The sequence below is a fragment of the Burkholderia sp. BCC0397 genome (assembly GCF_902832865.1).
GTDB lineage: Bacteria > Pseudomonadota > Gammaproteobacteria > Burkholderiales > Burkholderiaceae > Burkholderia.
Window position 1 is genome coordinate 1 of sequence record NZ_CADFDL010000005.1, and the last position, 23,913, is coordinate 23,913.

Sequence of the window (23,913 nt, forward strand, 5' to 3'; positions counted from 1 at the left end):
GGCCCGCGGGCCGCTGCCTGACGCGCTACGGTTTGCCTCTTCTTCTTCATCGACATATCCATGACTTTTGCCTCTCATGATATGCCCCGCCCACAAAATGACGGATAGGTCCGCCCAACATCGCCCCCTCAAAAAATCGACCGCCCCGTATAAGTCGTCAACCACTCCAGCGCCAGCGTCCCTGCGCTACGCATATATAAACTCGCATGTGATTCCATCGGTACCGACGGACGGGCGAGTGCCGTGCTGCCTTCGACGACCGAGTTCGGCCCCTTGCGGTCGGTAAGGCACGTCGGGATGGGTTGCCTAAGCAGCCGAAAATTTACACCGGTGAGTTTACTTTTCGTCAAGAAAACTACACTATGCGGTGTACTTCACCAAAGTAATCCCTGCGGGTCCACCCGGACCGGCCGACACCAGACCCATTTCTCAGCTGCACGTGCCTTGTCGGCTGAAGCTGAATGCCTGCCAACTGTCCGCGTCCGAGCCCGGCTTTATCGAATGAAATCATAGGAGAAACGCGAATGTACAAACCTCTTGATCAGCGGGGGCGCCGTATTGTCATTACCGGAGCCAATAGCGGCACCGGCAAGGAGGCGACTAGGCGATTGGTGGCGGCTGGTGCCGACGTCATCATGGCGGTACGCAGCGAGTCGAAAGGCGATGCCGCCCGCCGGGATATACGCAAGGAGTTTCCAGGGGCATCGATTGACGTCCGCACGATGGATCTCTCCAGCCTCGCGAGTGTGAGGAATTTTGGTCGCCAGTTGCTCGAGGAGGGACGCCCTCTCGACGTGCTCGTAAACAACGCAGGGATCATGATGCCGCCGACGCGTGTACTGAGCTCGGACGGATTCGAGCTACAGTTTGCCACCAATTTCCTAGGTCACTTTGCACTGACCAATCTGCTGTTGCCGCTTCTGCTTGAAGCGAAGTCTCCTCGCGTCGCCACGATGACAAGCAGCGCCGCAATTGGTGCCACAATCAATTTCGACGACCTTCAAGGCGAAAGGTCGTACAAGCCCATGACGGCGTATGCGCAGTCCAAGCTAGCCTGCCTGCTCTTGGCAAATCGATTGGCAGAAATTGCGCGCGAGCGTGGCTGGCCCCTGCTCAGTACGAGTGCCCATCCAGGCCATACGCGCACCAATCTTCAGACGAGCGGTCCGAATATGGGTACTGATTCAACCCGCAAGAGGCTATCGTTCCGACTTGTACCGTCCATGGACGTGGAATGGGCCACGGACTCGCTCTTGCACGCGGCAGTCGATCCGACAGCGACTCAGGGCGCATTCTACGGCCCACGTTTTCTGCTCGTCGGGAACTCGCACGTTGCCAAACAGCCCCGCTCCGCCAAGAGCGCGGATTCGATTCGCCTGTGGCAAGTAGCAGAAGCATTGACGGCGACGAGTCCACCGCAGGTGGGATGAGCACGCGCTGCGCGGCCAGCCATTCCTCGCAGTGAATTCTGTGCTACTTGGCGGTCGCTCGCGAAAGAGGGGACGTGATTGTGGGCAATTGGATCAATCCGCGGCTACGCCGTCGACTGGCCGAGATGGGTCGATTGCTGCCGATGGCCGAATTTCCCATTGAGCGCTCTGGCGCGCGCCGACAGGAATCTGCCGCCGTCGCGCCACATGAGGCATGCTTGACTTCGACGCTTCAAAAGATCGAGCGTCCCGAATAGGTCGTCAACCATTCAAGAGCTCTGGTCCCTGCCAACGAATTCCCGTTCGCATCCAGCCCCGGCGCCCACACGCACACGGCCATCTCCCCCGGCAGCACCGCAACGATCCCGCCGCCGACGCCGCTTTTCGCCGGAAGCCCGACCCGATACACGAAATCGCCGGCCGCATCGTAGGTGCCGCAGGTCAGCATCAGCGCCGACAGCCGCTTCGCCGAACTCGAATCGACGACCCGCTCGCCGGTCGCCGGCGCGACGCCGCCGTTCGCGAGGAACAGCGCGGCGCTGGCGAGCTCGACGCAGTTCATCGTGATCGCGCACTGGCGGCAATACGCGTCGATCACCGTATCGGGCGGCATCTGCATGTTGCCGAAGCTCGCCATGAAGTGCGCCATCGCACGGTTGCGCTCCGCATGCTGCAACTCCGACGTCGCGACGCGCGAGTCGTAGTCGATGTCGTTCGCGCCGATCAGCCGTCGCACGAATTCGACGAGCGCCGTCTCGGCCTTCACGAAGCGGCGGCACAGCACGTCGGTGACGACCAGCGCGCCCGCGTTGATGAACGGATTGCGCGGCTTGCCGCGCTCGCTTTCGAGCTGGACCAGCGAATTGAACGCGGTGCCGGACGGCTCGCGGCCGACCCGTTCCCACAGCTCGTCGCCCAGCAGCTGGAACGCGAGCGTGCACGCGAACAGCTTCGAGATGCTCTGGATCGAGAAGCGCTCGTGCGCATCGCCGACCGTGTAAACGTTTCCGTCGAGCGTCACGACGGCCATCCCGAACTTGTCGGCGGGCACTTTCGCGAGTTCGGGAATGTAGTCGGCCACTCGTCCCTGGCCAATCCAGGGGGCGAGTTCGGTGTGGATGCGTTCGAGGATCGTCTGGTAATTCATCACGTCAGGCTGGGTAGAGGCATGGCCGGATTCCGGCGAGCCCGTATGGAACCGTCCCGGCGCCGATTCGTCAAGCGCGGCCGGAATCGCGCCCTTATTTTCAAGACCGGCAAACAGGCAAGCGGCGGGCGCAGTATCATGCGGTACGTTTCGGCCGAGGGCCGGCGTCCGGCACCGGCCGGCGCCGCCGCGGCCTCCCCGATGATCCGACCGCCGCCCATGTCTTTTCGCATCCTGCTCGTCGAAGACGACACCCGCCTGTCCACGCTGATCGCCGGCTACCTGCGCAAGAACGACTATGAAGTCGACACTGTGCTGCATGGTGACGCCGCGGTGCCGGCGATCCTGTCCATTCGTCCCGATCTCGTCATCCTCGACGTGAACCTGCCGGGCAAGGACGGCTTCGAAATCTGCCGCGAGGCGCGCAAGCAGTACGACGGCGTGATCATCATGGTGACGGCGCGCGACGAGCCGTTCGACGAGCTGCTCGGCCTCGAATTCGGCGCGGACGACTACGTGCACAAGCCGGTCGAGCCGCGCATCCTGCTCGCGCGGATCAAGGCGCAACTGCGCCGTGCGCCCGCGCGCGCGGCCGAGAGCACCGCGCCGCAGCCGGAGCGCTACGCGTTCGGCAAGTTCTCGATCGACCGCACCGACCGCACCGTCGTGCTGCCCGACGGCAGCACGCCCGATCTGACCTCGGCCGAATTCGACCTGCTGTGGGCGCTCGTATGTCATGCGGGCGAAGTCGTCAGCCGCGACGATCTGATGCTGCAGTTGCGCGGCGTCGAATTCGACGGCCTCGACCGCACGATCGACGGGCGCATCTCGAAGCTGCGCCGCAAGCTGCGCGACGACGCGAGCAACCCGCAGCGGATCAAGACGATCCGTAGCAAGGGTTATCAATTCAGCAAGCACGCGTGGGAATGACGCCGCCGTCGCGCGACGCCGTCACGTTCCGCGCGGGCATTCTGCCCGCCGGCCGGGAGCCGCGATGATCCGACGCACCCGTTCGCACCCCGATGCACCGCCGCTGCCGACGCTGCGTTACGTCAAATGGCGCTGGCTGCATTTCCGCCGCGCGTGGACCGACACGCGCGCCGATCGCATTCCGAGCTGGTCGCGCCTGTACGTGCGCACCTACCTGCATCTGCTCGGCCTCGTCTTGCTGACCGCGCTGGTGCCCGCGCTCGCGCTGTGCGTTGAATTGTCGCCGCAGGTCGTGTGGCATGCGTTCGATTCGCTGCCGGGCGACATCTGGATCGTGCTCGCGTTCGTGTTCGCCGCGCCCGCGCTCGCCGCGTATCGGTGGATGCGGCCGGTCTGGTCGGATCTGGTGATGGTGCGCGAGCGCGCGATCGATTTCACCGGCGGGCGCTTCAACACGCGCGCGCGCGAATCGCACAGCGTGATCATCGGCCCGCTCGCGCGCACGCTGAATGCGCTGGCGATGCGCATGGAGCGGCTGATCGCCGCGCAGCGCGATCTGACGAACGGGATCTCGCACGAACTGCGCACGCCGCTCGCGCGCGTGCGCTTCGCGCTCGAAATGCTGCGCGAACCGGGTTCGGCCGCCGAATACCAGGGCGCGCTCGAGAGCATCGCGCAGGACGTGACCGAGCTCGAGGAGCTGATCGACATGAGCCTCACGTATGCCCGGCTCGAATACAGCTCGCTGCAGTCGAACCTCGAGATGACCGCGCCCGTCGCGTGGTTCGAGCACCAGGTGAACGACGCGCAACTGCTGTATCCGGACCGTGCGATCGAGTCGCGCATCGCGATCGGGCCGGATTTGCGCGTGAAGATGGACCGGCGGCTGATGTCGTATGCGATGCGCAACCTGTTGCGCAACGCGAGCAAGTACGCTAAATCGCGGATCGTCGTCGGGATCTCGCTCGTGCACGGCAACATCGGGATCTTCGTCGAGGACGACGGCCCCGGCGTGCCCGAGAGCGAGCGCGAACGGATCTTCGACGCGTTCGTGCGCCTCGACCGCCGCACCGGCGGCTACGGGCTCGGCCTGTCGATCACGCGGCAGGTGCTCCACGCGCACAACGGCCGGATCGCGGTCGTCGATCCGGTCGAGCTCGGCGGCGCGCGGTTCGAGATCAGCTGGCCGGTCTAGCGACAGGCCGAGCGGGGCGCGACCCGCGACAGCCGCGGTCGCGATGGCTGCCGATTTCTGCCAGGAGAACACGCAGGCGCGACCGCAACACGGATGCCGCGGAAGCGGCATCCGCGCATGCTCAGTAGGTGCGGCCGAGCTGCAGGTAGAAGTTGCGTCGGCCGCTGGGCGCGAGCGCCACGCCGATATAGACGGGCCCGAACGCGGTCGACAGGCTCGTGAAGAACGTATAGCTCTGCTTGAGCGCGCCGCCGCCGATTTTCTGGCCGGCCGCCCACACGTTGCCGAGTTCCGCGCTGGCGCCCACCGACAGCGCCTTGATCGGCGATGCATTGAACGTCATCAACTGGTTCATGTACGTGATCTGTCCGTACGCGAGCTCGTTGCCGTTCAGCTGATCGGCCGCATAGGCGGACAGATGCTGGAAGCCGCCGAGCGTGAAGTTGAACGCGTTGATCAGGTTGGTGCCGCCGATGCTCTTGCCGCCCTCGATCGTCGCGCTGACGCTGTGCCGGCCGAACTGCTGCGCAATCATCGCCTTGCCGTAGATCTCGGTATAAGGCGCGTTGTTGATCCCGTCGTCGAATGTTTGCGCCGAGCCGCCGTTGCGCGACACCAGCGAGTGTTCGATCCGCAGTTCGCCGAAATAACCCTTGCGCGGGAACATCGGGTCGTCGAGCTGATCGATCACGAGCCGCGCCCGCGCGATCAGCGCCTGGGACGTAAAGCTCGGCCACAGCAGGCTCTGGCCGCTGCCGTCGTCGAACGGCAGGTTGTAGGTCGGCGAACCGTGCCCGGTCACGTAACCGAGGCCGATCCGGAAATCGCCGAGCCGCGCGATCGGCAGGCCCAAATCGATTCCCGCGCGCGCCGTCTGCATCAGGTACTGCGTGATCTTCACGTCGCCGGAGTCGTCGTACAGGTTCGCATAGCGACGCTGGTATTCCGCGTATGGCGACAGGTACACGCCGTAGGCGGTCGACAGCGGCTGGCGCAATTCGACGCGTGCCGATTGCAGGTCGCTGCCGATCGTCGTGTCCGCGCGGAATTCGAGCCCCGATTCGGTGAGCCACGGCCGCCGGTAGCCGACGTGCAGGCGGAAGCCGCCCTCGTCGGTCGAACTGCTCGACATGCCGAGCCCGAACAGCAGGAAGTTGGGCCCCCAGTACTTCTCGCGCGCGTCGATCTCGAGCACGTTGTCGTCGCCGCGGCTCACGATCTGCTGCGTGACGCTCTCGAAGTTGCCGCCCGTCGTGAGCCCGAGCAGATCCTGGCTGACGGTCTTCGGATCGTAGATGTCGCCGGGTTTCACGTGCAGCGCGTTGCTGACGACGCGCTTCGGCACGCCGCCGCTGGTCTTGATGTCGATGCGCGTGATCCGGATCGGCGGCGGCAGCGGCTGCGCGTGCGCGGACTGGTAGGCCGCGTACTGTTCCGGCGTGAGCGCGAAACGCCGCAGCTTCGGCAGCGCCGCGGTCGCGGCGGCCGCGCCGGCGGCGATCGCCTGCTTCGCGTTCTGGAAATCGGTGAACGCGAGCGCGCCGAGGTCCGGCGTGAGCAGCACGTCCTGCGCGTCGAGCTGCTTGCGCTGCGCGGTCACGTTCTGGCGGATCAGGATGCCGACCATCTGCTGCATCACGTCGGCAGGCGACGCGAGCGCGTCGAGCGGGCGCAGTTGCGAGCCGATGTCGACGGCGATCACGATGTTCGCGCCCATCTGCCGCGCGGTGTCGACGGGCAGGTTGCTGACGAGGCCGCCGTCCACGAGCGCGCGCCCGTTGATCTCGGCCGGCGCGAACAGGCCCGGCATCGCCATGCTCGCGCGAATCGCGAGCGGCAGCGAGCCGTGGTCGAGCACGACCATCTGGCCGGTCTGCAGGTCGGTCGCGACCGCGCGATACGGGATCGGCAGGTGGTCGAACGGCTGGTTGGTCGGCACGGCGGCCGTCCAGTTCGCGAGCAGCGCCTGCAGCCGGTTGCCCTGTACGAGGCCGACCGGCGCCTTGACGCCTTTCTTGCCGAAGCCGAGCGTCAGCCCGTTGATATACAGGCGTTCGTCTTCCCGGCTGGTTTGCGGCAGGTCCGCGCGGTCGGTCACGTCGAACGCGATATCCGCCAGGTTGACCTCCGACAGCCGCTTCTGCATCTCGTCGGCCGCCATCCCGCTCGCGTACAGGCCGCCGACCACGGCGCCCATGCTGGTGCCTGCGATGCAGTCGATCGGGATCCGGTTGTCCTCCAGCACTTTCAGGACACCGAGGTGTGCGTAGCCGCGCGCGCCGCCGCCAGACAGCACGAGGCCGATCGACGGGCGGCCGGCCGGGCCGCCGTCGGCCGCGCAGGTGTGCGCCGACGCAGCGGGGGCGGCGGGCGCGGCGGCAGCCGGCGCGTCGGCGGCAGGGGCAGCGGTCCGGGCGGCGGCGGATTCGGTGGCCGGCAGCGGTTGCGCGGCGACCGTGCAGCACCAGAAGGCAACGAGCGTCGTGCAGAGCGGGCGCACCGGCGCCCAGCGGAAGAAAACGGTCGCTGTCATGGTGAACATACCTGGCGTGATCGTGCGTCTGAGGCCTGCCGGAAGCAGGCAAGACCGAGAGATTACCGTGTTTTACAGGCCCGACGCGAGAGGCCGTTGCGTAGCCGGACGTGCCCGAAACGCCACATTCGGCAATTTCGTCGCGAAAAAATCATGGGAATTGCCTAAAGTATCGGAACGATTTGCCGCTAAGCTCGTGATGGGGCGGCACGGACGCGCGGCAAAAAGTGCGGCGCGGCTGTCCCGGCCCGTTCCCTCACCAAGGTTTGATATGTCGACACCGTTGTTCGGAAAGTTGTTTGCGCAACCCGTTGCGATCGACCCGGGAACGGCAAGTACGCAGATCTATACGCACGAACGCGGTGTGGTGCTGAACCAACCGTCGGTCGTCTGCTTCCGCAAGGGCGGCGCCAGCGACGCGCGGCCGACGCTCGAGGCCGTCGGCGAGCTCGCGAAGGCGCTGCTCGGCCGCGAACCGGGGCATCTCGAATCCGTGCGGCCCATGCGGCACGGCGTGATCGCGGACGCGCACGCGGCCGAGCAGATGATCCGCAGCTTCATCGACATGTCGCGCACCCGCTCGCGCTTCGGCCGCCGCGTCGAGGTCACGTTGTGCGTGCCGTCCGATGCGACGGCCGTCGAGCGCCGCGCGATCCGCGAGGCCGCGTTCGCGGCCGGCGTATCGGAGGTCGAACTGATCGAGGAATCGCTCGCGGCCGGGCTCGGCGCGGGTTTGCCGGTGACCGAGCCGGTCGGCTCGATGGTCATCGACATCGGCGGCGGGACGACCGAAGTCGCGGTCATCGCGCTCGGCGGCATCGTGTACCGTGAGGCGATCCGCGTCGGCGGCAGCCAGTTCGACGCGGCGATCGTCAACCATGTCCGCAACCTGTACGGCGTGCTGCTCGGCGAGCAGACGGCCGAGCACGTGAAGAAGACGATCGGCTCGGCCACCAGCGCGGTGCCGCGCACGTCGACCCGCGCCGTCGGCCGCAGCATCGGCGACGGCCTGCCGCGTTCGGTCGAGCTGTCCAATCACGACGTCGCCGACGCGCTGGCCGCGCCGCTCAAGCAGGTGATCGGCGCGGTCAAGTCGGTGCTGGAAAACGCGCCGGCCGAACTCGTGACCGATATCGCGAATCGCGGCGTGGTGCTCACCGGCGGCGGCGCGCTGCTCGCCGATCTCGAACGCCTGCTGTACGACGAGACCGGGCTGGTCGCGCGGATCGCCGACGAGCCGGCCACCTGCGCGGTGCGCGGCGCCGGCGAGGCGATGGGGCGGCTCGCGATGTGCCCGGCCGATTGAGCCAGGGTGGTGCCGGCCGGGCGCCGCTGTGCGGCGCTGGCTTCACATTCTTTCTATCTCCGTGTTGCCGGGCCGCTCGGCCGGCATCGATCCATCGCATGGACAGGCGCGGGCGCGCCGTGCTAGCGTGACGCGCCCGTTCGGGGCCGGGTCGGCCGATGCGCCCGACGACACCTGAGAGACCACCAACCTTGAAATATCGAACCAAACGGGGCTTCGCGGCCCGGGCGGGCCGCGTGCTGGCCGTCGTCGCGTGCGTCTGGGCCGCGGCGGCGGCCGCGATCGTCGTCCATGGCATGCGGATGCCGAGCGACCCGGCGGACGTCGCCGTGATCTTCGGCAACGCGCTCGACGAAACCGGCGCGCCGAAGCCCGTGCTCGCGGCGCGGCTCGATGTCGGCGTGCGTTGTTACCGTGCAGGGCAGTGCCCGGCGTTTCTGGTCAGCGGCGCGATCGACGGCCCCGGGCTGAACGAGGCGACGGCCATGCGCGACTACCTCGTGGCGCGCGGCGTGCCGGCGGACCGGATTGCCGTCGACGACCAGGGCGACAACACGCTCGCGACCGCGCAGCACACGCTTGCCTACCTGCACGCGCATCGCGTGTCGCGCGTGCTGATCGTCAGCCAGTATTACCACCTTGCGCGGGCGCGCCTCGCGTTCGAGCGCGTCGGCATTGCGCGGTCGAACATTTCCGCCGCGTATCCGCGCCGCTTCCAGTGGCGCGATGTCTATTCGAGCTGGCGCGAGGTGCCGGCCTACGCGGTGTATGCGGTGCGGTTGTGGGTGAATCCCGATGCGCGGCCGGTTTCGTTTCGGCCGATGCTTTATCTGATGAGCCTGTTTTCGTGACGTGGCGGCCCCGGGAGCGCACGCTTCCGGGGTGGGTGGTTTCGTTGTTTTCTCCGGGTTCCGGTCGCCTCATGCCGGCTGCGCGAACGTCATTGGCACCGGACAAACGATAACGATTCGCGTTGCAAATCCTTGCAAGGCGACAAATCTAAGCGATTTCGCTGGACGCTCAAAAATTCGGATTCGTCCGCTTGTTAAGCGGGTGCTGATTATCCGCATTGACGATTCATCACGGTAAAAATATTGCGTTGCAAGATCCGTGCGTATTGGATCAAAGCCATATATCAGCGTTTTCACGGATGTGGCACGTCCGATATCTTTGCGAAAAAACAAAATAAGCCGGCGAAAAACGTGTTGGCTACCGTGATCGAGCGCTCCTCCCGCCGAGTAAAAAGTACATGTTCGTCGACTCCTGATCCGGTGGGGAAACATCGACTGGAAAACGGTTTGAGTTTGATATAGCCTTGTCTGATAAAAGCAGGGCAGTAATCAAATCAACCAGAAAGTCGCTGCAAAAAAACAGGGGCCGCCATCATGTCATTCGACTAGTTTCGATCTGCATTCCCGGGTCGATCAAGAATTCATCCACGAATAAACCGACAGCGCGTCGCGATTGCCGGAGCGGACGCTTTTATCCGCGATTTTCTGCTGCGTGCCGTCCGCTGCGGCAGCCATACCAATACCAAAGCCGAAATCAATAAAGAGGGAAAGCATGAACCCTGTCCGTTCGAAAAAAGCGAGTGAGCCGTTTCCGCGACTGCTGTTGCCCACGGGCGTGTTTCTGGCGCTGTCGGGCGCGGGCATCGTCCCCGCCTATGCGACCTGCAGCACGGCGGGCACCACGGTGACCTGTTCCGGCGTCGCGAACCCGCTGGCGCCCAGTTATTCGAACAGCGCCAACAACCTGAACGCGACGGTCAACCCCGGTGCAAGCGTCGGCGTGCTGCTCGGCGTCGGCGGCACGGCGATGTCGCTGACCGGCAACGGCGTCACGCTGACCAACAACGGCACGATCGATCCGTCCGCGCTCGGCTCCGGGCTCGGGGTGCTGTCGAGCGGTACGGTGGTCGGCAACGCGGCGGCGAGCACCACGACCGTGACCAACAACGGCACGATGAAGGGCTCGACCGGCGTGGCGATCAGCGGCGTGACGGGCATGGCGCTGTCGGTTCAAAACGGCACGGGCGGCACGTCGAACATCACGAACACCGGTTCGATCGGCTCCACCCCACTGGTCGGCGCGACCCTCGTCGGCGCCGATGCGCCGGTGGTCGCCGCATACGGCGGCGGCACGGTCAACATGTCGAACAGCGGAACGATCACCGGTCGCGTGTCGCTCGGCTCGAACGGCACGCCCGGACAGGGCAATACGTTCACCAACTCGGGCGTGATCAACGGCGGCGTGTCGATGGGGGCGAACAGCACGAATACGTTCAATGCCGTGACGGGCTCGGCGGTCAACACGGCCGGCGGCACCGGCGGCGCATTCAACATCACGGTCGGCCCGGTCACGCTCGGCGTGGCGGCAACCGGCGTCGTCGACGGCGGCGCGGGCGGCAACAATACGCTCAACCTGCAGCAAGGGGCTACAGCGAACGGCACGATCGCGGCCAACAACTACATCAACTTCAATCACCTCGACGTCACGAGCGGCACCTGGACGATCAACGGTGCGTCCACCGCGCAGGACGCGACGCTGAGCAGCGGCAGCGTGGCGATCATCAACAACAATGCGTCACTCGGCACCGGCGCCGTCACGAGCAACGGCGGTGCGTTGCAGGCGGGCACGGCGGGGCTCAACGTCTCCAACAACGTGACGCTCAACGCCGGCGGGCTGACGGTGCAGGGCACGACCGGGCTGACGCTGTCCGGCGCGGTGTCGGGCGTCGGCGCGTTGACCAAGAACGACGGCGGCACGCTGACGCTGTCCGGCGCGAACACCTACACGGGCAGCACGAACCTGAACGCCGGCGGCCTGGTGGTCGGCAACAATTCGGCGCTCGGCACCGGCACGCTGAACGTCAATGCGACGGCGTCGCTCGACACGAGCACGAACGTGACGCTCGGCAATGCGGTCAATCTTGCGACCGGCACGACGTTGACGCTCGGTGGCAGCAACAATCTCGGGCTTGCCGGCACGATCGCCGGTGCCGGCGGCCTCGTGAAGAACGGCGCGGCCACCACGACGCTGACCGGCGCCAACACGTATACGGGCGATACGACGATCAATTCCGGCACGCTCGCGCTGGGCGCAGGCGGGAGCCTGGCCGCGACCGGCACGGTGAACCTCGCCGGCGCGGGCGCGACGTTCGACCTGGCCGGTGCAGCCGGCGCGCAGACGATCGGCTCGCTGGCAGGCGCGGCGGGCACGAACGTCAACCTCGGCGGCAATTCCCTGACGCTCGACGGCAGCGGCAATGCGACCTACGCGGGCACGATCGGCGGCGCGGGCAGCGTGACGCTGTCCGGTAGCGGCACGCAAACGCTGACCGGCACGAACATCTATACGGGCGGCACCAACCTGAACGGCGGCAACCTCGCCGTCGGCAGCAACGCGGCGCTTGGCCTGGGCGCCGTGAACGTCAACGGCTCGTCGACGCTGGATACGACCACCAACGTGTCGCTTGCGAACGACGTCAATCTCGCCACCGGCACCACGCTCACGCTGGTCGGCAGCACCGATCTCGGGCTCGGCGGCGCGATTTCCGGCGGCGGCGGTCTCGTGAAGAACGGCGCGGCGTCGCTGACGCTGAGCGGTGCGAACAGTTATGCCGGGGGCACGCTGCTGAACAGCGGCGGCCTCGTGCTCGGCAACAACGCGGCGCTGGGCACGGGCGCGCTGAGCGTCGGCGGGGCGGCCACGCTCGATACGACCACGAGCCTGACCGTCGGCAACGCGATCGATCTCGGTACGGGCGCCGCGCTGACGCTCGGCGGCAGCAACAACCTCGGGTTGAGCGGCGCGATTTCCGGCGCGGGCAGCCTTGTGAAGAACGGCGCGGCGACCACCACGCTGACCGGCGCGAACACCTATACCGGCGGCACGACGATCAACGCCGGCACGTTGGCGATCGGCGCCGGCGGCAGCCTGTCGTCCACGGGTACGGTGAATCTCGTCAGTCCGGGCGCCGCCTTCGACATCAGCGCGGGCGGCCCGCAGGCGATCGGCGCACTATCCGGCGGGGTCGGCACGACCGTAAGCCTCGGCGGCAACGCGCTGACGCTGGGCGGGACGGCCAGCGGTACGTTCAGCGGCACGATCGGCGGGCCCGGCAGCCTGACGTTGTCAGGCACCGGCACGCAGACGCTGAACGGCGCGAACACCTATTCGGGCGGCACGACGCTGAACAGCGGCAGCCTGGTGCTCGGCAACAATGGCGCGCTCGGCACTGGCGCGCTGAACGTCGGTGGGGCGGCCACGCTCGATACGAACGCGAGCCTGTCGGTCGGCAATGCGATCGACCTCGGCGCGGGCGCGACGCTGACACTCGGCGGCACCAACGCGCTCGGGCTCGGCGGCGCGATCACCGGCGCGGGCGCGCTCGTGAAGGACGGCGCCGCGACCACGACGCTGACGGGCGCAAGCACCTACACCGGCGGCACGACGATCAATGCGGGGACGCTGGCAGTCGGCGCGGGCGGCAGCCTTGCATCGGCCGGCACGATGAATCTCGCGGGCGCCGGCGCAACGCTCGATCTGAACGGCGCGACCGGCGCGCAATCGATCGGGGCGCTGGGGGGCGTGGCCGGCACGAGCGTGAATCTCGGCGGCAACGCGCTGACGCTGGGCGGGACGGCCAGCGGCACGTTCAGCGGTGCGATCAACGGCACCGGCAGCCTGACGCTGTCGGGCACCGGCACGCAAACGCTGAACGGCGCGAGCACATATTCGGGCGGCACGACGCTGAACAGCGGTGGCCTCGTGCTCGGCAACAACACGGCGCTCGGCACCGGCGCGCTGACCGTCGGCGGCACGGCGACGCTCGATACGAACGCGAGCCTGTCGGTCGGCAATGCGATCGATGTCGGCACGGGCGCGACGCTGACGCTGGGCGGCAGCAATGCCCTCGGGCTGACCGGCGCGATCACCGGTGCGGGCGCGCTCGTGAAGAACGGCGCGGCGACCACCACGCTGACCGGCGCGAACACGTACACCGGCGGCACGACGATCAACGCGGGCACGCTCGCGCTGGGTGCGGGCGGCAGCCTTGCATCGACCGGCGCGATGAACCTCGCGGGCGCCGGCGCGACGCTGGATCTGAGCGGCGCGGCGGGCGGCCAAACGCTCGGCGCGCTGTCGGGCGTCGCGGGAACCAACGTCAACCTGGGCGGCAATGCGCTGACGCTCGGCGGCACGGCAGGCGGCACGTTCGGCGGGGTGATCGGCGGCACCGGCAGTCTCACGTTGTCGGGCACCGGCACGCAGACGCTGTCGGGCGCGAACACCTACACGGGCGGTACGACGATCGGCGGCGGCAGCACGCTGGCGCTCGGCGCGGGCGGCAGCCTTGCATCGACCGGCACGGTGAATCTGGCCGGCGCGGGCGCGACGTTCAACCTGAGCGGCGCATCGGGCACGCAGACGATCGGCGCGCTGTCGGGCGCGGCCGGCACGAACGTGAACCTGGGCGCCAATGCGTTGACGCTGAGCGGCAACGGCGCCAGCACGTTCGGCGGCGTGATCGGCGGCACCGGCGGCGTGACCCTGGCCGGTACGGGCACACAGACGCTGACGGGCGCGAACACGTATACGGGCGGCACGACGATCAACGGCGGCAGCACGCTGGCGCTGGGCTCAGGCGGCAGCCTTGCATCGACCGGCACGGTGAATCTGGCCGGCGCGGGCGCGACGTTCAATCTGAGCGGCGCGACGGGCGCGCAGACCATCGGCACGCTGACTGGCGCAGCCAGCACGAACGTGAATCTCGGCACGAATGCGCTGACGCTGAATGGCGCCACCAACGGTACGTTTGGCGGCACGATCGGCGGGACGGGCGGTGTGACGGTCGCCGGCACGGGCACGCAAACGCTGACGGGCGCGAACACGTATTCGGGCGGCACGACGATCAACGGCGGCAGCACACTCGCACTCGGCGCAGGCGGCAGCCTCGCGTCGGGGAGCGCCGTGAACCTCGCGGGCGCGGGCGCGACGTTCAACCTGAGCGGCGCGACGGCCGCGCAGACGCTCGGCACGCTGACCGGTGCGGCCGGCACGAACGTCAATCTCGGCGCGAATGCGCTGACGTTGAACGGCAGCGGCAACGGTACGTTCGGCGGCGCGATCGGCGGGACGGGCGGCGTGACGTTCGCCGGCACGGGCACGCAAACGCTGACGGGCGCGAACACGTACACGGGCGGCACGACGATCAACGGCGGCAGCACGCTGGCGCTGGGAGCCGGTGGCAGTCTCGCGTCCGGTAGCGCCGTGAATCTCGCGGGCACCGGCGCGACGTTCAACCTGGGCGGCGCGACCGGCGCCCAGACCATCGGCTCGCTGACCGGCGCGGCCGGCACGAACGTGAACCTCGGCGCGAATGCGCTGACGCTGAACGGCAGCGGCAACAACACGTTCGGCGGCACGATCGGCGGGACGGGCGGCGTGACGCTGGCCGGCACCGGCACGCAGACGCTGACGGGTGCGAACACGTATACGGGCGGCACGACGATCAACGGCGGCAGCACGCTCGCACTCGGCGCGGGCGGCAGCCTCGCGTCGACGGGCGCGGTGAATCTCGCGGGCACGGGGGCGACGTTCGACGTGAGCGGTGCGACCGGCACGCAAACGATCGGTGCGCTGTCGGGGGCGACCGGCACGAACGTGAATCTCGGTGCGAATGCGCTGGCGCTGAACGGCAGCGGCAGCAGTACATTTGGCGGCACGATCGGCGGCTCGGGCGGTGTGACGGTGGCGAGCGGCACGCAGGTGCTGACCGGCGGCAACACGTACACCGGCGGCACCACGATCGCAGCCGGCGGCACGCTGCAACTCGGCAACGGTGGCACGTCGGGCAGCGTGGCCGGCAACGTCGTCGACAACGGTGCGCTGATCGTCAATCAATCGGGCAACGTGACGATCGCGAGCGTGCTGTCCGGTACCGGCTCGCTCACCCAGGCCGGCAGCGGACAACTCACGCTGACCGGCACGAGCACGCTGAGCGGCCCGACCACGGTCGGCGCGGGTACCCTCGCCGTCAACGGTTCGCTCGGCCAGTCGACCGTCACCGTGCAGAACGGCGCGACGCTGACGGGCACCGGCACGATCGGCGGCCTCGTGGTGCAGGGCGGCGCGACGGCGGCCGCCACGCAGCCGGGCGCGGCGCTGAACGTGGGCGGCAACGTCACGTTCCAGCCGGGTTCGACGTTCCAGGTCGCCGCCACGCCGCAGCAAAGCGGCAGCCTCGCGGCGAGCGGCGCGGCGACGCTGAATGGCGGCACCGTGCAGGTGCTCGCGAACCAGAGCGGCTACCAGCCGAGCACGACGTACACGATCCTCAGCGCGTCGTCGGGCGTGCAGGGCGCGTTCACCCAGGTGAGCGCGAACTACGCGTTCCTGACGCCGACCCTCAGCTACGATCCGGGTCACGTGTACCTGCGACTGGTTCAGAACGGCACGTCGCTGCCCGATGTCGCGACGACGCCGAACCAGCGCTCGGTCGCGACCGCGTTGGGCGGGCTCGGCACCGGCAATCCGCTGTACGACGCGGTGCTGACGACCGACGCGCCCACCGCGCGCCGCGCGTACGGGCTGCTCGACGGCGAACTGCAGGCGAGCCTGAAGAGCATGCTGCTGCTCGACAGCCGTTATGTGCGCGACGCGGTGACCGATCGCGTCCGTCAGGGGCTCGCGCCCGGATCGGGCCCGCTCGCGGCATTGTCGTCGGGCGGCGCCGCGCTGTGCGGCGACAACACGGCCGGCGTGGCCGACGCGACGCTGCCGCCGGAACGCCGGATCGGTTCGCGCGACGGGTGCTACGGCGGGACGCCTTATCAGCCGGTCGTCTGGGGGCAGGCGTTCGGCGGCCGCAGCCGGCTCACCGGCGACGGCAATGCGTCGACGATCAACCGCAGCATGACGGGCTTCATCGCCGGCGCCGACATGGCGCTCAACGACAAGTGGCGCGCGGGTCTGGCCGCGGGCGTCACGCACAGCTCGCTCGACAACGACCAGAGCTCGTCGGCAGCGGTGAACAGCTACTACCTGTCGTTGTACGGCGGCGCGCAGTACGGCGCGCTCGGCGTGCGCGGCGGTGCGTCGTATACGTGGTATCGCATCAACAGCGACCGCTATCCGGGCTTCGCGGGCTTCTCCGATCACGACTCGGCCGGCTACAACGCGCATTCGGCGCAGGTGTTCGGCGAAGTCGGCTACGCGCTGCCGGTCGGGCCGGTCGCGATCGAGCCGTTCGCGGGCCTCGCGTATGTGAACCTGCATACCGACGGCTATACGGAAACCGGCGGCGCGGCCGCGCTGCGCGCCGGCGGCGAGACGACTCACGTCGGCTTCTCGACGCTCGGCCTGCGTGCGGCGTCGCAGCTCGGCTCGATCGCGAGCGGCACGTTCACCGCGCGCGGCACGGTCGGCTGGCGGCATGCGTTCGGCAACGTGCGGCCGTCGTCGGCGTTCACGTTCGCGAACGGCGGCACGTCGTTCCAGGTGTCGGGCGTGCCGATTGCTCGCGACAGCGCGGTGCTCGAAGCCGGCATCGACGCGAACATCACGAAACGCCTGACGCTCGGCCTCACGTACAGCGGCCAATACGGCAGCGGCGTGCGCGACAACGCGATCCTCGGCAACATCCTGTGGAAATTCTGACCGGCAACTGACGAGCCCGTACGCGGCGCCCGGCGACGAAGCAACGTCGCCTGGCGCCGCGGCCGTTTCGGCGCTGCGCACGTTCCCGGTTCTGGCCTATCCTGTGCGAAACACGCGACGCGCGCCGCGCGTTGCGCCTCGACACAGGAGCATCGATGCCGAATCACGCCGAAGCCACGACGACGCCGGCGCCGCAAGTCGCGCCCATTGCCCCGACCCCCGCGTCGGGTCCCGCTTTCATCGCGCCCGAAGCCGATCCGCAGGCCATCGCGCGCAACAACCAGTACGTGCTGAAATCCGGCGACGCGTTCGTGGTCAGCGACGCGCTCGGCGACATCGGCGGGCGTGACGACGGCCTGTTCGTCGACGACATGCGCGTGCTGTCGACATGGCGCCTGACGTTCGGCGGCCGCGCGCCGTCGCTGCTGTCGGGCGCGACGAGCGCCGACAACGCGTCGTTCACCGCGCACCTGACGAACCGCCCGCTGCCGCCGCTCGGCGGCCACGAGACGCCCGAGGGCGTGATCCATATCGAACGGATGCGCGTGCTCGCGGGCGACGTGCTGTATGAAGCGCTGACGCTGACGAACTACGGCGCGAGCGAAGCCGAGGTGCCGCTGTCGCTGTCGTTCGCGGCCGATTTCAAGGACATGTTCGAGGTGCGCGGCACGCAGCGGCCGAAGCGCGGCACGGTGGGCGCGCCGCGCGTCGACGCGGGCGCGGTGCGGCTGCGCTACGACGGTCTCGACAGCGTCGAGCGCAACGTGACCGTGCATTTCTCGCCGGCACCCGACGCGCTGTCGGTCGATCGTGCCGACTACACGCTGACGATCGCCGCGCAGGCGTGCGTGTCGATCTACCTGACCGTCGATGCGACGCTTGGCCCCGCGCATGGCGAAGGGCCCGGATGCGGCCGCGTCGCGCTGCGCACCGCGCTCGTCGGCGTGCATCGCGAGATGCGTGCACGGCGCGAGTCGATGGCGCGCGTGAACACCGGCAATCCGTTGTTCGATGCCTGGCTCGATCGTTCGCTCGCGGATCTCGGGCTGCTCACGACGCAGCTCGACACGGGGCCGTACCCGTATGCGGGCATTCCGTGGTTCTCCACGCCGTTCGGCCGCGACGCGATCATCACGTCGCTGCAGATGCTGTGGCTGCAGCCGTCGCTCGCGCACGGCGTGCTGCGTTTTCTCGCCGAGCATCAGGCGCGCGAGACCTCCGCGTTCCGCGACGCGGAGCCCGGCAAGATCATGCACGAGTTCCGCCGCAGCGAGATGGCCGCGACGGGCGAGGTGCCGTTCGCGCTGTATTACGGCGGCGTCGATACGACTCCGCTGTTCATCGTGCTCGCGGGCGCGTATGTCGAACGCACTGGCGACGATGCGCTGATCGACGAGCTGTGGCCCGCGCTCGAGCGCGCCGCGCAATGGGTGATCGACAAGTGCGACCGCAATCCGTACGGACTGCTCGATTACCAGCGCACGTCGGAGCGCGGCCTCGCGAACCAGGGCTGGAAGGACAGCCACGATTCGGTGTTCCACGCGGACGGCCGTTTCCCGGACGGGCCGATCGCGCTCGTCGAAGTGCAGGCCTATGCATGCGCGGCGCTCGACGCGATGTCGGCATGCTCGCACAGGCGCGGCCAAGAGGTTGACGCGGCGCGCTACGCGTTGCGCGCGAAGACGCTGCGCGACCAGGTCGATGCGCTGTTCTGGATGCCGGAAGGCGATTTCTACGGGATCGCGCTCGACGGTCATGGCGAGCTGTGCCGCGTGTTCGCGTCGAATGCGGGCCACCTGCTTGCGTTCGGGCTGCCCGACGCGGCGCGCGGCACGGCGGTCGCCGGCGTGCTCGGCTCGGCGCTGTTCCAGACGGGCTGGGGCATCCGCACGCTCGCGGCCGGCCAGCCGCGTTTCAACCCGATGGCCTATCACAACGGCTCGGTGTGGCCGCACGACAATGCGCTGATCGCGCGCGGCCTGGCGCGCTACGGCGACAAGACGGCCGCGGTGAATCTGCTGCGCGCGCTGTTCGAGGCGGCGGTGAGCTTCGAGATGCGTCTGCCGGAGCTGTTCTGCGGGTTCCCGCGCCGGCGCGGCGAACCGCCGACCGCGTATCCGGTGGCCTGCCTGCCGCAGGCGTGGGCGGCCGGCGCGCCGTTCATGATGCTGCAGGCGTGCCTCGGCGTGAGCATCGACGCGTCGCGCCACGAGGTGCGCGTCGAGCGCCCGGCGTTGCCGGAAGGCGTCGACTGGCTGCGGATCGATGCGCTGCGCGTCGGCGACGAAACCGTGTCGCTGACGTTCCGCCGCGTCGATGGGCAGGTCGTCGCGTCGGCGGAGCAGCCGGGCCGCGTGAAGGTGGTCGCGGTGCTGTAGCGGGGGGCTGCGCGAACGTTGCGCGATGTCGCGCCACGTTCGCGCGCAGCGGCATAGAATCGTGACATGACCCTTGAACGATGGCGGAGGTAGACGATGACGACCGACAACCGGCCCGACGACGGCGAGCACAAGCTCGAGAATCTCGAAGCGGCGGTCGACCACCTGCACAAGTCGATCGAATCGCAGAGCATTGCGGTCGGCGCGGCGAAGGGCATCCTGTTCAGCCTGATCGAAACGCTCGGCGCACTGATCGGCGATCCCGACCTGCCGGAGCATGCGCGTTCGGGCTACGAAGCGCTGCGCGACAAGGCGAGCGAATTGCGCGGCGGCCTCGACCACCATTGACGTACGGGCGGCGCACGCGCTGCCCGATTCGGCAGACGCAGCACAAAACCCCGTGCGCTCAACCAGTTAGGTGCCCGATACGCAGGATATCCACAAGCTTGCCAACACAATCTGTGGAGAACCGCCCGGCCGTCGGCCGGGTGCGCCACACCTGCGCGGGGGGCGGTTCGACAACCGCTCCGGTGCCGCACCATTGACCGGTCAAGGTCCGTGGATCGAATCCCCTTGTGTATCAAGATGTTATGTGCCCGATCTGACGGATATCCACAGGCTTGCCAACAAAATCTGTGGACAACTCGCAATCGATTGCGTCGCAGGGGTTGAGGATCCGGCCGGAATGCGACGGCACGCGAAGCCCGTGCGCAAAGGCTGCCTGCGCCGTGCATCGGCGCACGAATGCGTGCCCGATCAAGGGCTTAGGCCCCGGGTACCCAGGATATCCACATCCTTGCCAACATTTTCTGTGGACAAGCGCGGCCGCGTTACTCGGTGAGCGCCGCGCCGGCCGCTTCCGCCACGATCCAGTCGCGAAACAGCGTCATCGCGGGCGTCAGCGGTTTCGACTTCGGCGACGTGAGCCAGTAGCCGCCCGCGCGCACGTCGATGTCGAGCGGTCGCGCGAGCTGGCCGAGCTGCAGTTCGCGCGCGAACATGCAGGCGGGCGCGAGCGCGACGCCCGCGCCCTGCATCGCGGCCTCGACCATCAGCCGGGACGAATCGAACACGGGCCCGTTGACGGCCCACGGTTCGAGCTGCGCGGCGTCGAACCAGCCGAGCCATTCGTCGGTGCGGTACGAGCGCAGCAGCGTTTCGTTCGCGAGATCGGCCGGCTGCGCGAGGCGTCGCGCAATGTCCGGCGCGCACAGCGCGGTGAGCGGCGCATCGAGCAGCCGCTCGTTGCGCGTCGCCGGCCAGTTGCCTTCACCGAAGCGGATCGCGAAATCGAGGCCCTCGGCGGCGAGGTCGACGACGTTGTTGTTGGTCCGCAGCCGCAACTCGACGAACGGGTGCGTGTCGCCGAACTGCTTCAGTCGCGGCATTAGCCAGCCTAGGGCAAAGGTGCCGACGACGCCGAGCGTCAGCACTTCGTGGAAGCGCCCGCCGTCGAACTGCTTGAGCACCGTCTCGATGCGGCTGAACGCATCGCTCAGTACCGGCAGCAGCGCGCGCCCCTCGTCGGTCAGCCCGAGGCCGCGCGGCAACCGCGTAAACAACGTGCAGCCGAGGCGCTCTTCTAGCGAGCGCACCTGCTGGCTGACCGCGGCCTGGGTCACGCTCAGCTCGAGGCCGGCGCGCGTGAAGTTCAGGTGGCGCGCCGACGATTCGAACGCGCGCAACGCATTGAGCGGAAGATGAGGGCGGAGCTTCGTCATAAGAATTTCTTTTGCCAGCGCTCAATTATCGTTGCTTGTCAGGCAACCGTAAAGTCTCGATAGTGCTGTCTCGGCGGCCGGCCGCTTTCAACGCGTCAACACCGTTTCGCCGCCATTCCACCACGAGACAACCGACATGACCTACTCATCGAAACGTCGCACCCTGTTGCTGGCCGCCGCGACGGCGCCGCTCGTTCTCACCGTCAGCGCGTGCGCGTCGCGGCAGGCCGCTGCACCGGACGAAGCCACGGTAGCAGCGGCGGCTGCCGCGGACGCCATTGCGCCCGCCGCGGCGGCGGCGACGCTCGCCGATCTCGAACGCGACGCGGGCGGCCGTCTCGGCGTGTGCGCGATCGACACGGCGAGCGGCCGGGTCATCGAGCATCGCGCGGGCGAGCGCTTCCCGTTCTGCAGTACGTTCAAGGCGATGCTGAGTGCGGCAGTGCTTGCGCAGAGCGTCGAGCGGCCGGGCTTGCTGCAACAGCGCGTGACGTACACCCAGGCCGACCTCGTCAACTATTCGCCGGTATCGGAGAAGTATGTCGGAGCGGGCATGACGGTCGCCGCGCTGTGCGAGGCCGCGATCCAGTACAGCGACAACTCGGCCGCGAACCTGCTGATGAAGCTGATCGGCGGCCCGTCGGCGGTAACGGCCTACGCGCGTTCGATCGGCGACGACATGTTCCGGCTCGATCGATGGGAGACCGAACTGAATACTGCGCTGCCGGGCGACCCGCGCGACACGACGACACCCGCCGCGATGGCCGCCAGCCTGCGCGTGCTGACGCTCGGCGACGCACTGCCGGCCGCGCAGCGTGCGCAGCTCGTCGCATGGCTGCGCGGCAACAAGGTCGGCGACAAGCGGATTCGTGCGGGTGTGCCGGCCGGGTGGACGGTCGGCGACAAGACCGGTACCGGCGATTACGGAACGACGAACGACGCAGGCGTCATCTGGCCGACGTCGCGCGCGCCGATCGTGCTGGCCGTGTACTACACGCAGACGCGAGCCGATGCACGGGCGAAGGACGACGTGATCGCGTCGGTCGCGCGTATCGTCGCGCAGACGTTCGGTTGAGCCGCGCGGCATGGCATGCGTGGCGAGCGCCGCGGGCGCGCCGTGCCGCAGTCGTGACCCGCGCGATCAAACGTTGTGCGATCAACGACTTAGGTCGCGCATGCTCAGGATATCCACATGCTTGCCAACAAAAATTGTGGATAAGCACGCCAGCAGCGGCGTCCGGCGCGACGCATGCCGTCGTGCCGCGTTTGAAGCAGCGCGGACAAAGTCTTTCGGATCAAGCGCTTGACCACGGTATGCGCAGGCTATCCACACGCTTGCCAACACAATCTGTGGACAAGCATGGCAGCCGGCGTGGCAGACGGCGCGTCACGCGCCGAGGCGGCACGCAACCGGCGCTTGCGCGGCCGTGTGCCGTTTTCGAGGCGGCGCAAACAAAGTCTTTCGGATCAAGTGCTTGATCGCGGTATGCGCAGGCTATCCACATGCTTGCCAACACAATCTGTGGACAAGCTCGCGCGCGGCCGCGGCGGCAACGCTCAGGGCTGCCGATCGCCGACGGCGGGCCAGCGCGCGAACGCGAACACCCACAACATAATGAAGTTCAGCACCGGGACGAACATCGTCAGGATCCACCAGCCCGAATGCCCGGTGCGCCGCACGATGCGGACGTACGGATAGACGACGATGGCGACGAGCACGAGCGAGACGAGCAATTGCCACGCGGTGAAGTGTTCCATGGTCTTCCTCGGAGTGAGTACCGTAGTGCGGTGCCGGCGGAACGGCCGGCCCGGGGCCGACGCGTATGGCCGGCGATGCTGAAGGGAAGTGAGATAACTCCAGGGGATCGAGTGCGATAAATCCGGGATTTGATGGTTCGGGTCCGGGATTTAACGAAACGACTTCGAAATAACGTTTCGTGTGGCGAAAGACGCGCGCGGCGCCGATCGCTTCACCCAAACGCGCGCCGCAGCAAGTTATCCACAAGCTCAAGCATGCCCGTCTCCGCCTCGGGCTGCAGGACGGTCGCGTTCGGCGGCCCGCTGAACGGCAGATACGGCCGGGCCGGAATCGTGACAGTGTACTCTCCGACCTCGTGCCAGCTCTCCCGTACCCGTTTATGGGAATTCCTCGCGAAGACCGCCAGGTTCTTGTGGTCGGCCTGCCGGACGAGGTTGCCCTTCGAATCCGTCCGCAGTCGCACCTTGGTGCTATGGGCCGGATGGGTCACCGTCCCACCGAACTGATGGATGCCCGCATAGGCCGCCGCGGCGCCGCCGGCACCGATCAAGGCATAGTCCGAGCCGTATTCCGCTGAGACACTGCTGGCCAGGATGCCACGGTCTTGCAGGATCAGCAGCGTCGAGCTGCCCTTGTTGCGCTTCAGTCGCTCTGCCTTCGTCGATTCGGCCAGCGGCACCCATGCAGGCCGGCCTTGGGCCGCGAAGTTGCCCTCGGTGACCGACTCCAGAACGCCAGCAATCCCCCGATACAGGTCGACCGTGCCGGCGAGCAGCTGGTCAGCCGCATCCAGCTTCGCCTCGGCATCCCCGATATCGACCACGATGTCCCAGAGCTCGGCCATGGTGCA

15 protein-coding genes are annotated in these 23,913 nt (G+C 67.7%); 9 read left to right on the forward strand and 6 right to left on the reverse strand.

Annotated elements, in window-relative coordinates; translation table 11 throughout:
• The first annotated feature begins 524 nt into the window (after positions 1 to 524).
• Positions 525 to 1,430 carry an SDR family oxidoreductase gene (locus HWX03_RS17410; RefSeq protein ID WP_175872001.1) on the forward strand — a complete coding sequence of 302 codons (906 nt, stop codon included), beginning with the start codon at positions 525 to 527 and terminating at the stop codon, positions 1,428 to 1,430.
• 232 nt (positions 1,431 to 1,662) lie between these two features.
• Here the strand turns inward: HWX03_RS17410 and HWX03_RS17415 are convergent, their stop codons facing one another.
• Positions 1,663 to 2,577: a glutaminase gene (locus tag HWX03_RS17415; RefSeq protein WP_175872002.1), complete on the reverse strand. Its 915-nt coding sequence runs from the start codon at positions 2,575 to 2,577 to the stop codon at positions 1,663 to 1,665.
• 219 nt (positions 2,578 to 2,796) lie between these two features.
• Between HWX03_RS17415 and HWX03_RS17420 the strand changes: the two genes are divergently transcribed.
• Both HWX03_RS17420 and HWX03_RS17425 read left to right on the forward strand, forming a co-directional pair.
• Entirely contained in the window at positions 2,797 to 3,507 is a 711-nt protein-coding gene (locus HWX03_RS17420; RefSeq protein ID WP_006498855.1) for a response regulator, read from the forward strand.
• 64 nt (positions 3,508 to 3,571) lie between these two features.
• Positions 3,572 to 4,702 carry an ATP-binding protein gene (locus HWX03_RS17425; RefSeq protein WP_175821929.1) on the forward strand — a complete coding sequence of 377 codons (1,131 nt, stop codon included), beginning with the start codon at positions 3,572 to 3,574 and terminating at the stop codon, positions 4,700 to 4,702.
• 121 nt (positions 4,703 to 4,823) lie between these two features.
• On the opposite strand, the gene HWX03_RS17430 is transcribed toward HWX03_RS17425, so the two are convergent.
• Positions 4,824 to 7,235 (reverse strand): patatin-like phospholipase family protein, encoded by a 2,412-nt coding sequence (locus HWX03_RS17430; protein WP_175872003.1) that lies wholly within the window; start codon positions 7,233 to 7,235, stop codon positions 4,824 to 4,826.
• A gap of 271 nt (positions 7,236 to 7,506) precedes the next feature.
• Between HWX03_RS17430 and HWX03_RS17435 the strand changes: the two genes are divergently transcribed.
• A complete protein-coding gene (locus HWX03_RS17435) occupies positions 7,507 to 8,541 on the forward strand; it encodes a rod shape-determining protein (protein WP_174430342.1) in 1,035 nt (344 codons plus the stop codon).
• A gap of 158 nt (positions 8,542 to 8,699) precedes the next feature.
• Positions 8,700 to 9,392 (forward strand): YdcF family protein, encoded by a 693-nt coding sequence (locus HWX03_RS17440; RefSeq protein ID WP_175872004.1) that lies wholly within the window; start codon positions 8,700 to 8,702, stop codon positions 9,390 to 9,392.
• A gap of 573 nt (positions 9,393 to 9,965) precedes the next feature.
• Here the strand turns inward: HWX03_RS17440 and HWX03_RS17445 are convergent.
• On the reverse strand, positions 9,966 to 10,106 hold the full coding sequence (locus HWX03_RS17445; protein WP_175821926.1) for a hypothetical protein: 141 nt from the start codon (positions 10,104 to 10,106) through the stop codon (positions 9,966 to 9,968).
• Here HWX03_RS17445 and HWX03_RS17450 point away from each other — a divergent pair.
• The 3 genes from HWX03_RS17450 (at position 10,105) to HWX03_RS17460 (ending at position 19,931) form a co-directional block, all read left to right on the forward strand.
• A complete protein-coding gene (locus HWX03_RS17450; RefSeq protein WP_175872005.1) occupies positions 10,105 to 17,205 on the forward strand; it encodes an autotransporter-associated beta strand repeat-containing protein in 7,101 nt (2,366 codons plus the stop codon). The two genes, HWX03_RS17445 and HWX03_RS17450, sit on opposite strands and share 2 nt — an antisense overlap.
• 155 nt (positions 17,206 to 17,360) lie before the next feature.
• Positions 17,361 to 19,583 (forward strand): amylo-alpha-1,6-glucosidase, encoded by a 2,223-nt coding sequence (locus tag HWX03_RS17455; protein ID WP_175872006.1) that lies wholly within the window; start codon positions 17,361 to 17,363, stop codon positions 19,581 to 19,583.
• Between the two features lie 96 nt (positions 19,584 to 19,679).
• On the forward strand, positions 19,680 to 19,931 hold the full coding sequence (locus tag HWX03_RS17460) for a hypothetical protein (RefSeq protein ID WP_174434011.1): 252 nt from the start codon (positions 19,680 to 19,682) through the stop codon (positions 19,929 to 19,931).
• A 482-nt stretch (positions 19,932 to 20,413) separates the two neighbouring features.
• Here the strand turns inward: HWX03_RS17460 and penR are convergent, their stop codons facing one another.
• Complete coding sequence (gene penR, locus HWX03_RS17465; RefSeq protein WP_175821923.1) at positions 20,414 to 21,304, reverse strand: beta-lactamase transcriptional regulator PenR; 891 nt, start codon at positions 21,302 to 21,304, stop codon at positions 20,414 to 20,416.
• A gap of 136 nt (positions 21,305 to 21,440) precedes the next feature.
• Here penR and blaPEN-B point away from each other — a divergent pair, with 136 nt between their 5' ends.
• The gene (gene blaPEN-B, locus HWX03_RS17470) at positions 21,441 to 22,379 is read left to right on the forward strand and encodes a PEN-B family class A beta-lactamase (RefSeq protein ID WP_175872007.1); all 939 of its coding nucleotides are present in this window, start codon (positions 21,441 to 21,443) and stop codon (positions 22,377 to 22,379) included.
• A 482-nt stretch (positions 22,380 to 22,861) separates the two neighbouring features.
• Here blaPEN-B and HWX03_RS17475 read toward each other — a convergent pair whose 3' ends face one another.
• Both HWX03_RS17475 and HWX03_RS17480 read right to left on the reverse strand, forming a co-directional pair.
• Positions 22,862 to 23,062 carry a hypothetical protein gene (locus HWX03_RS17475; RefSeq protein ID WP_174388325.1) on the reverse strand — a complete coding sequence of 67 codons (201 nt, stop codon included), beginning with the start codon at positions 23,060 to 23,062 and terminating at the stop codon, positions 22,862 to 22,864.
• A gap of 212 nt (positions 23,063 to 23,274) precedes the next feature.
• Entirely contained in the window at positions 23,275 to 23,907 is a 633-nt protein-coding gene (locus tag HWX03_RS17480) for a phage virion morphogenesis protein (protein ID WP_175872008.1), read from the reverse strand.
• Positions 23,908 to 23,913 lie beyond the last annotated feature (6 nt).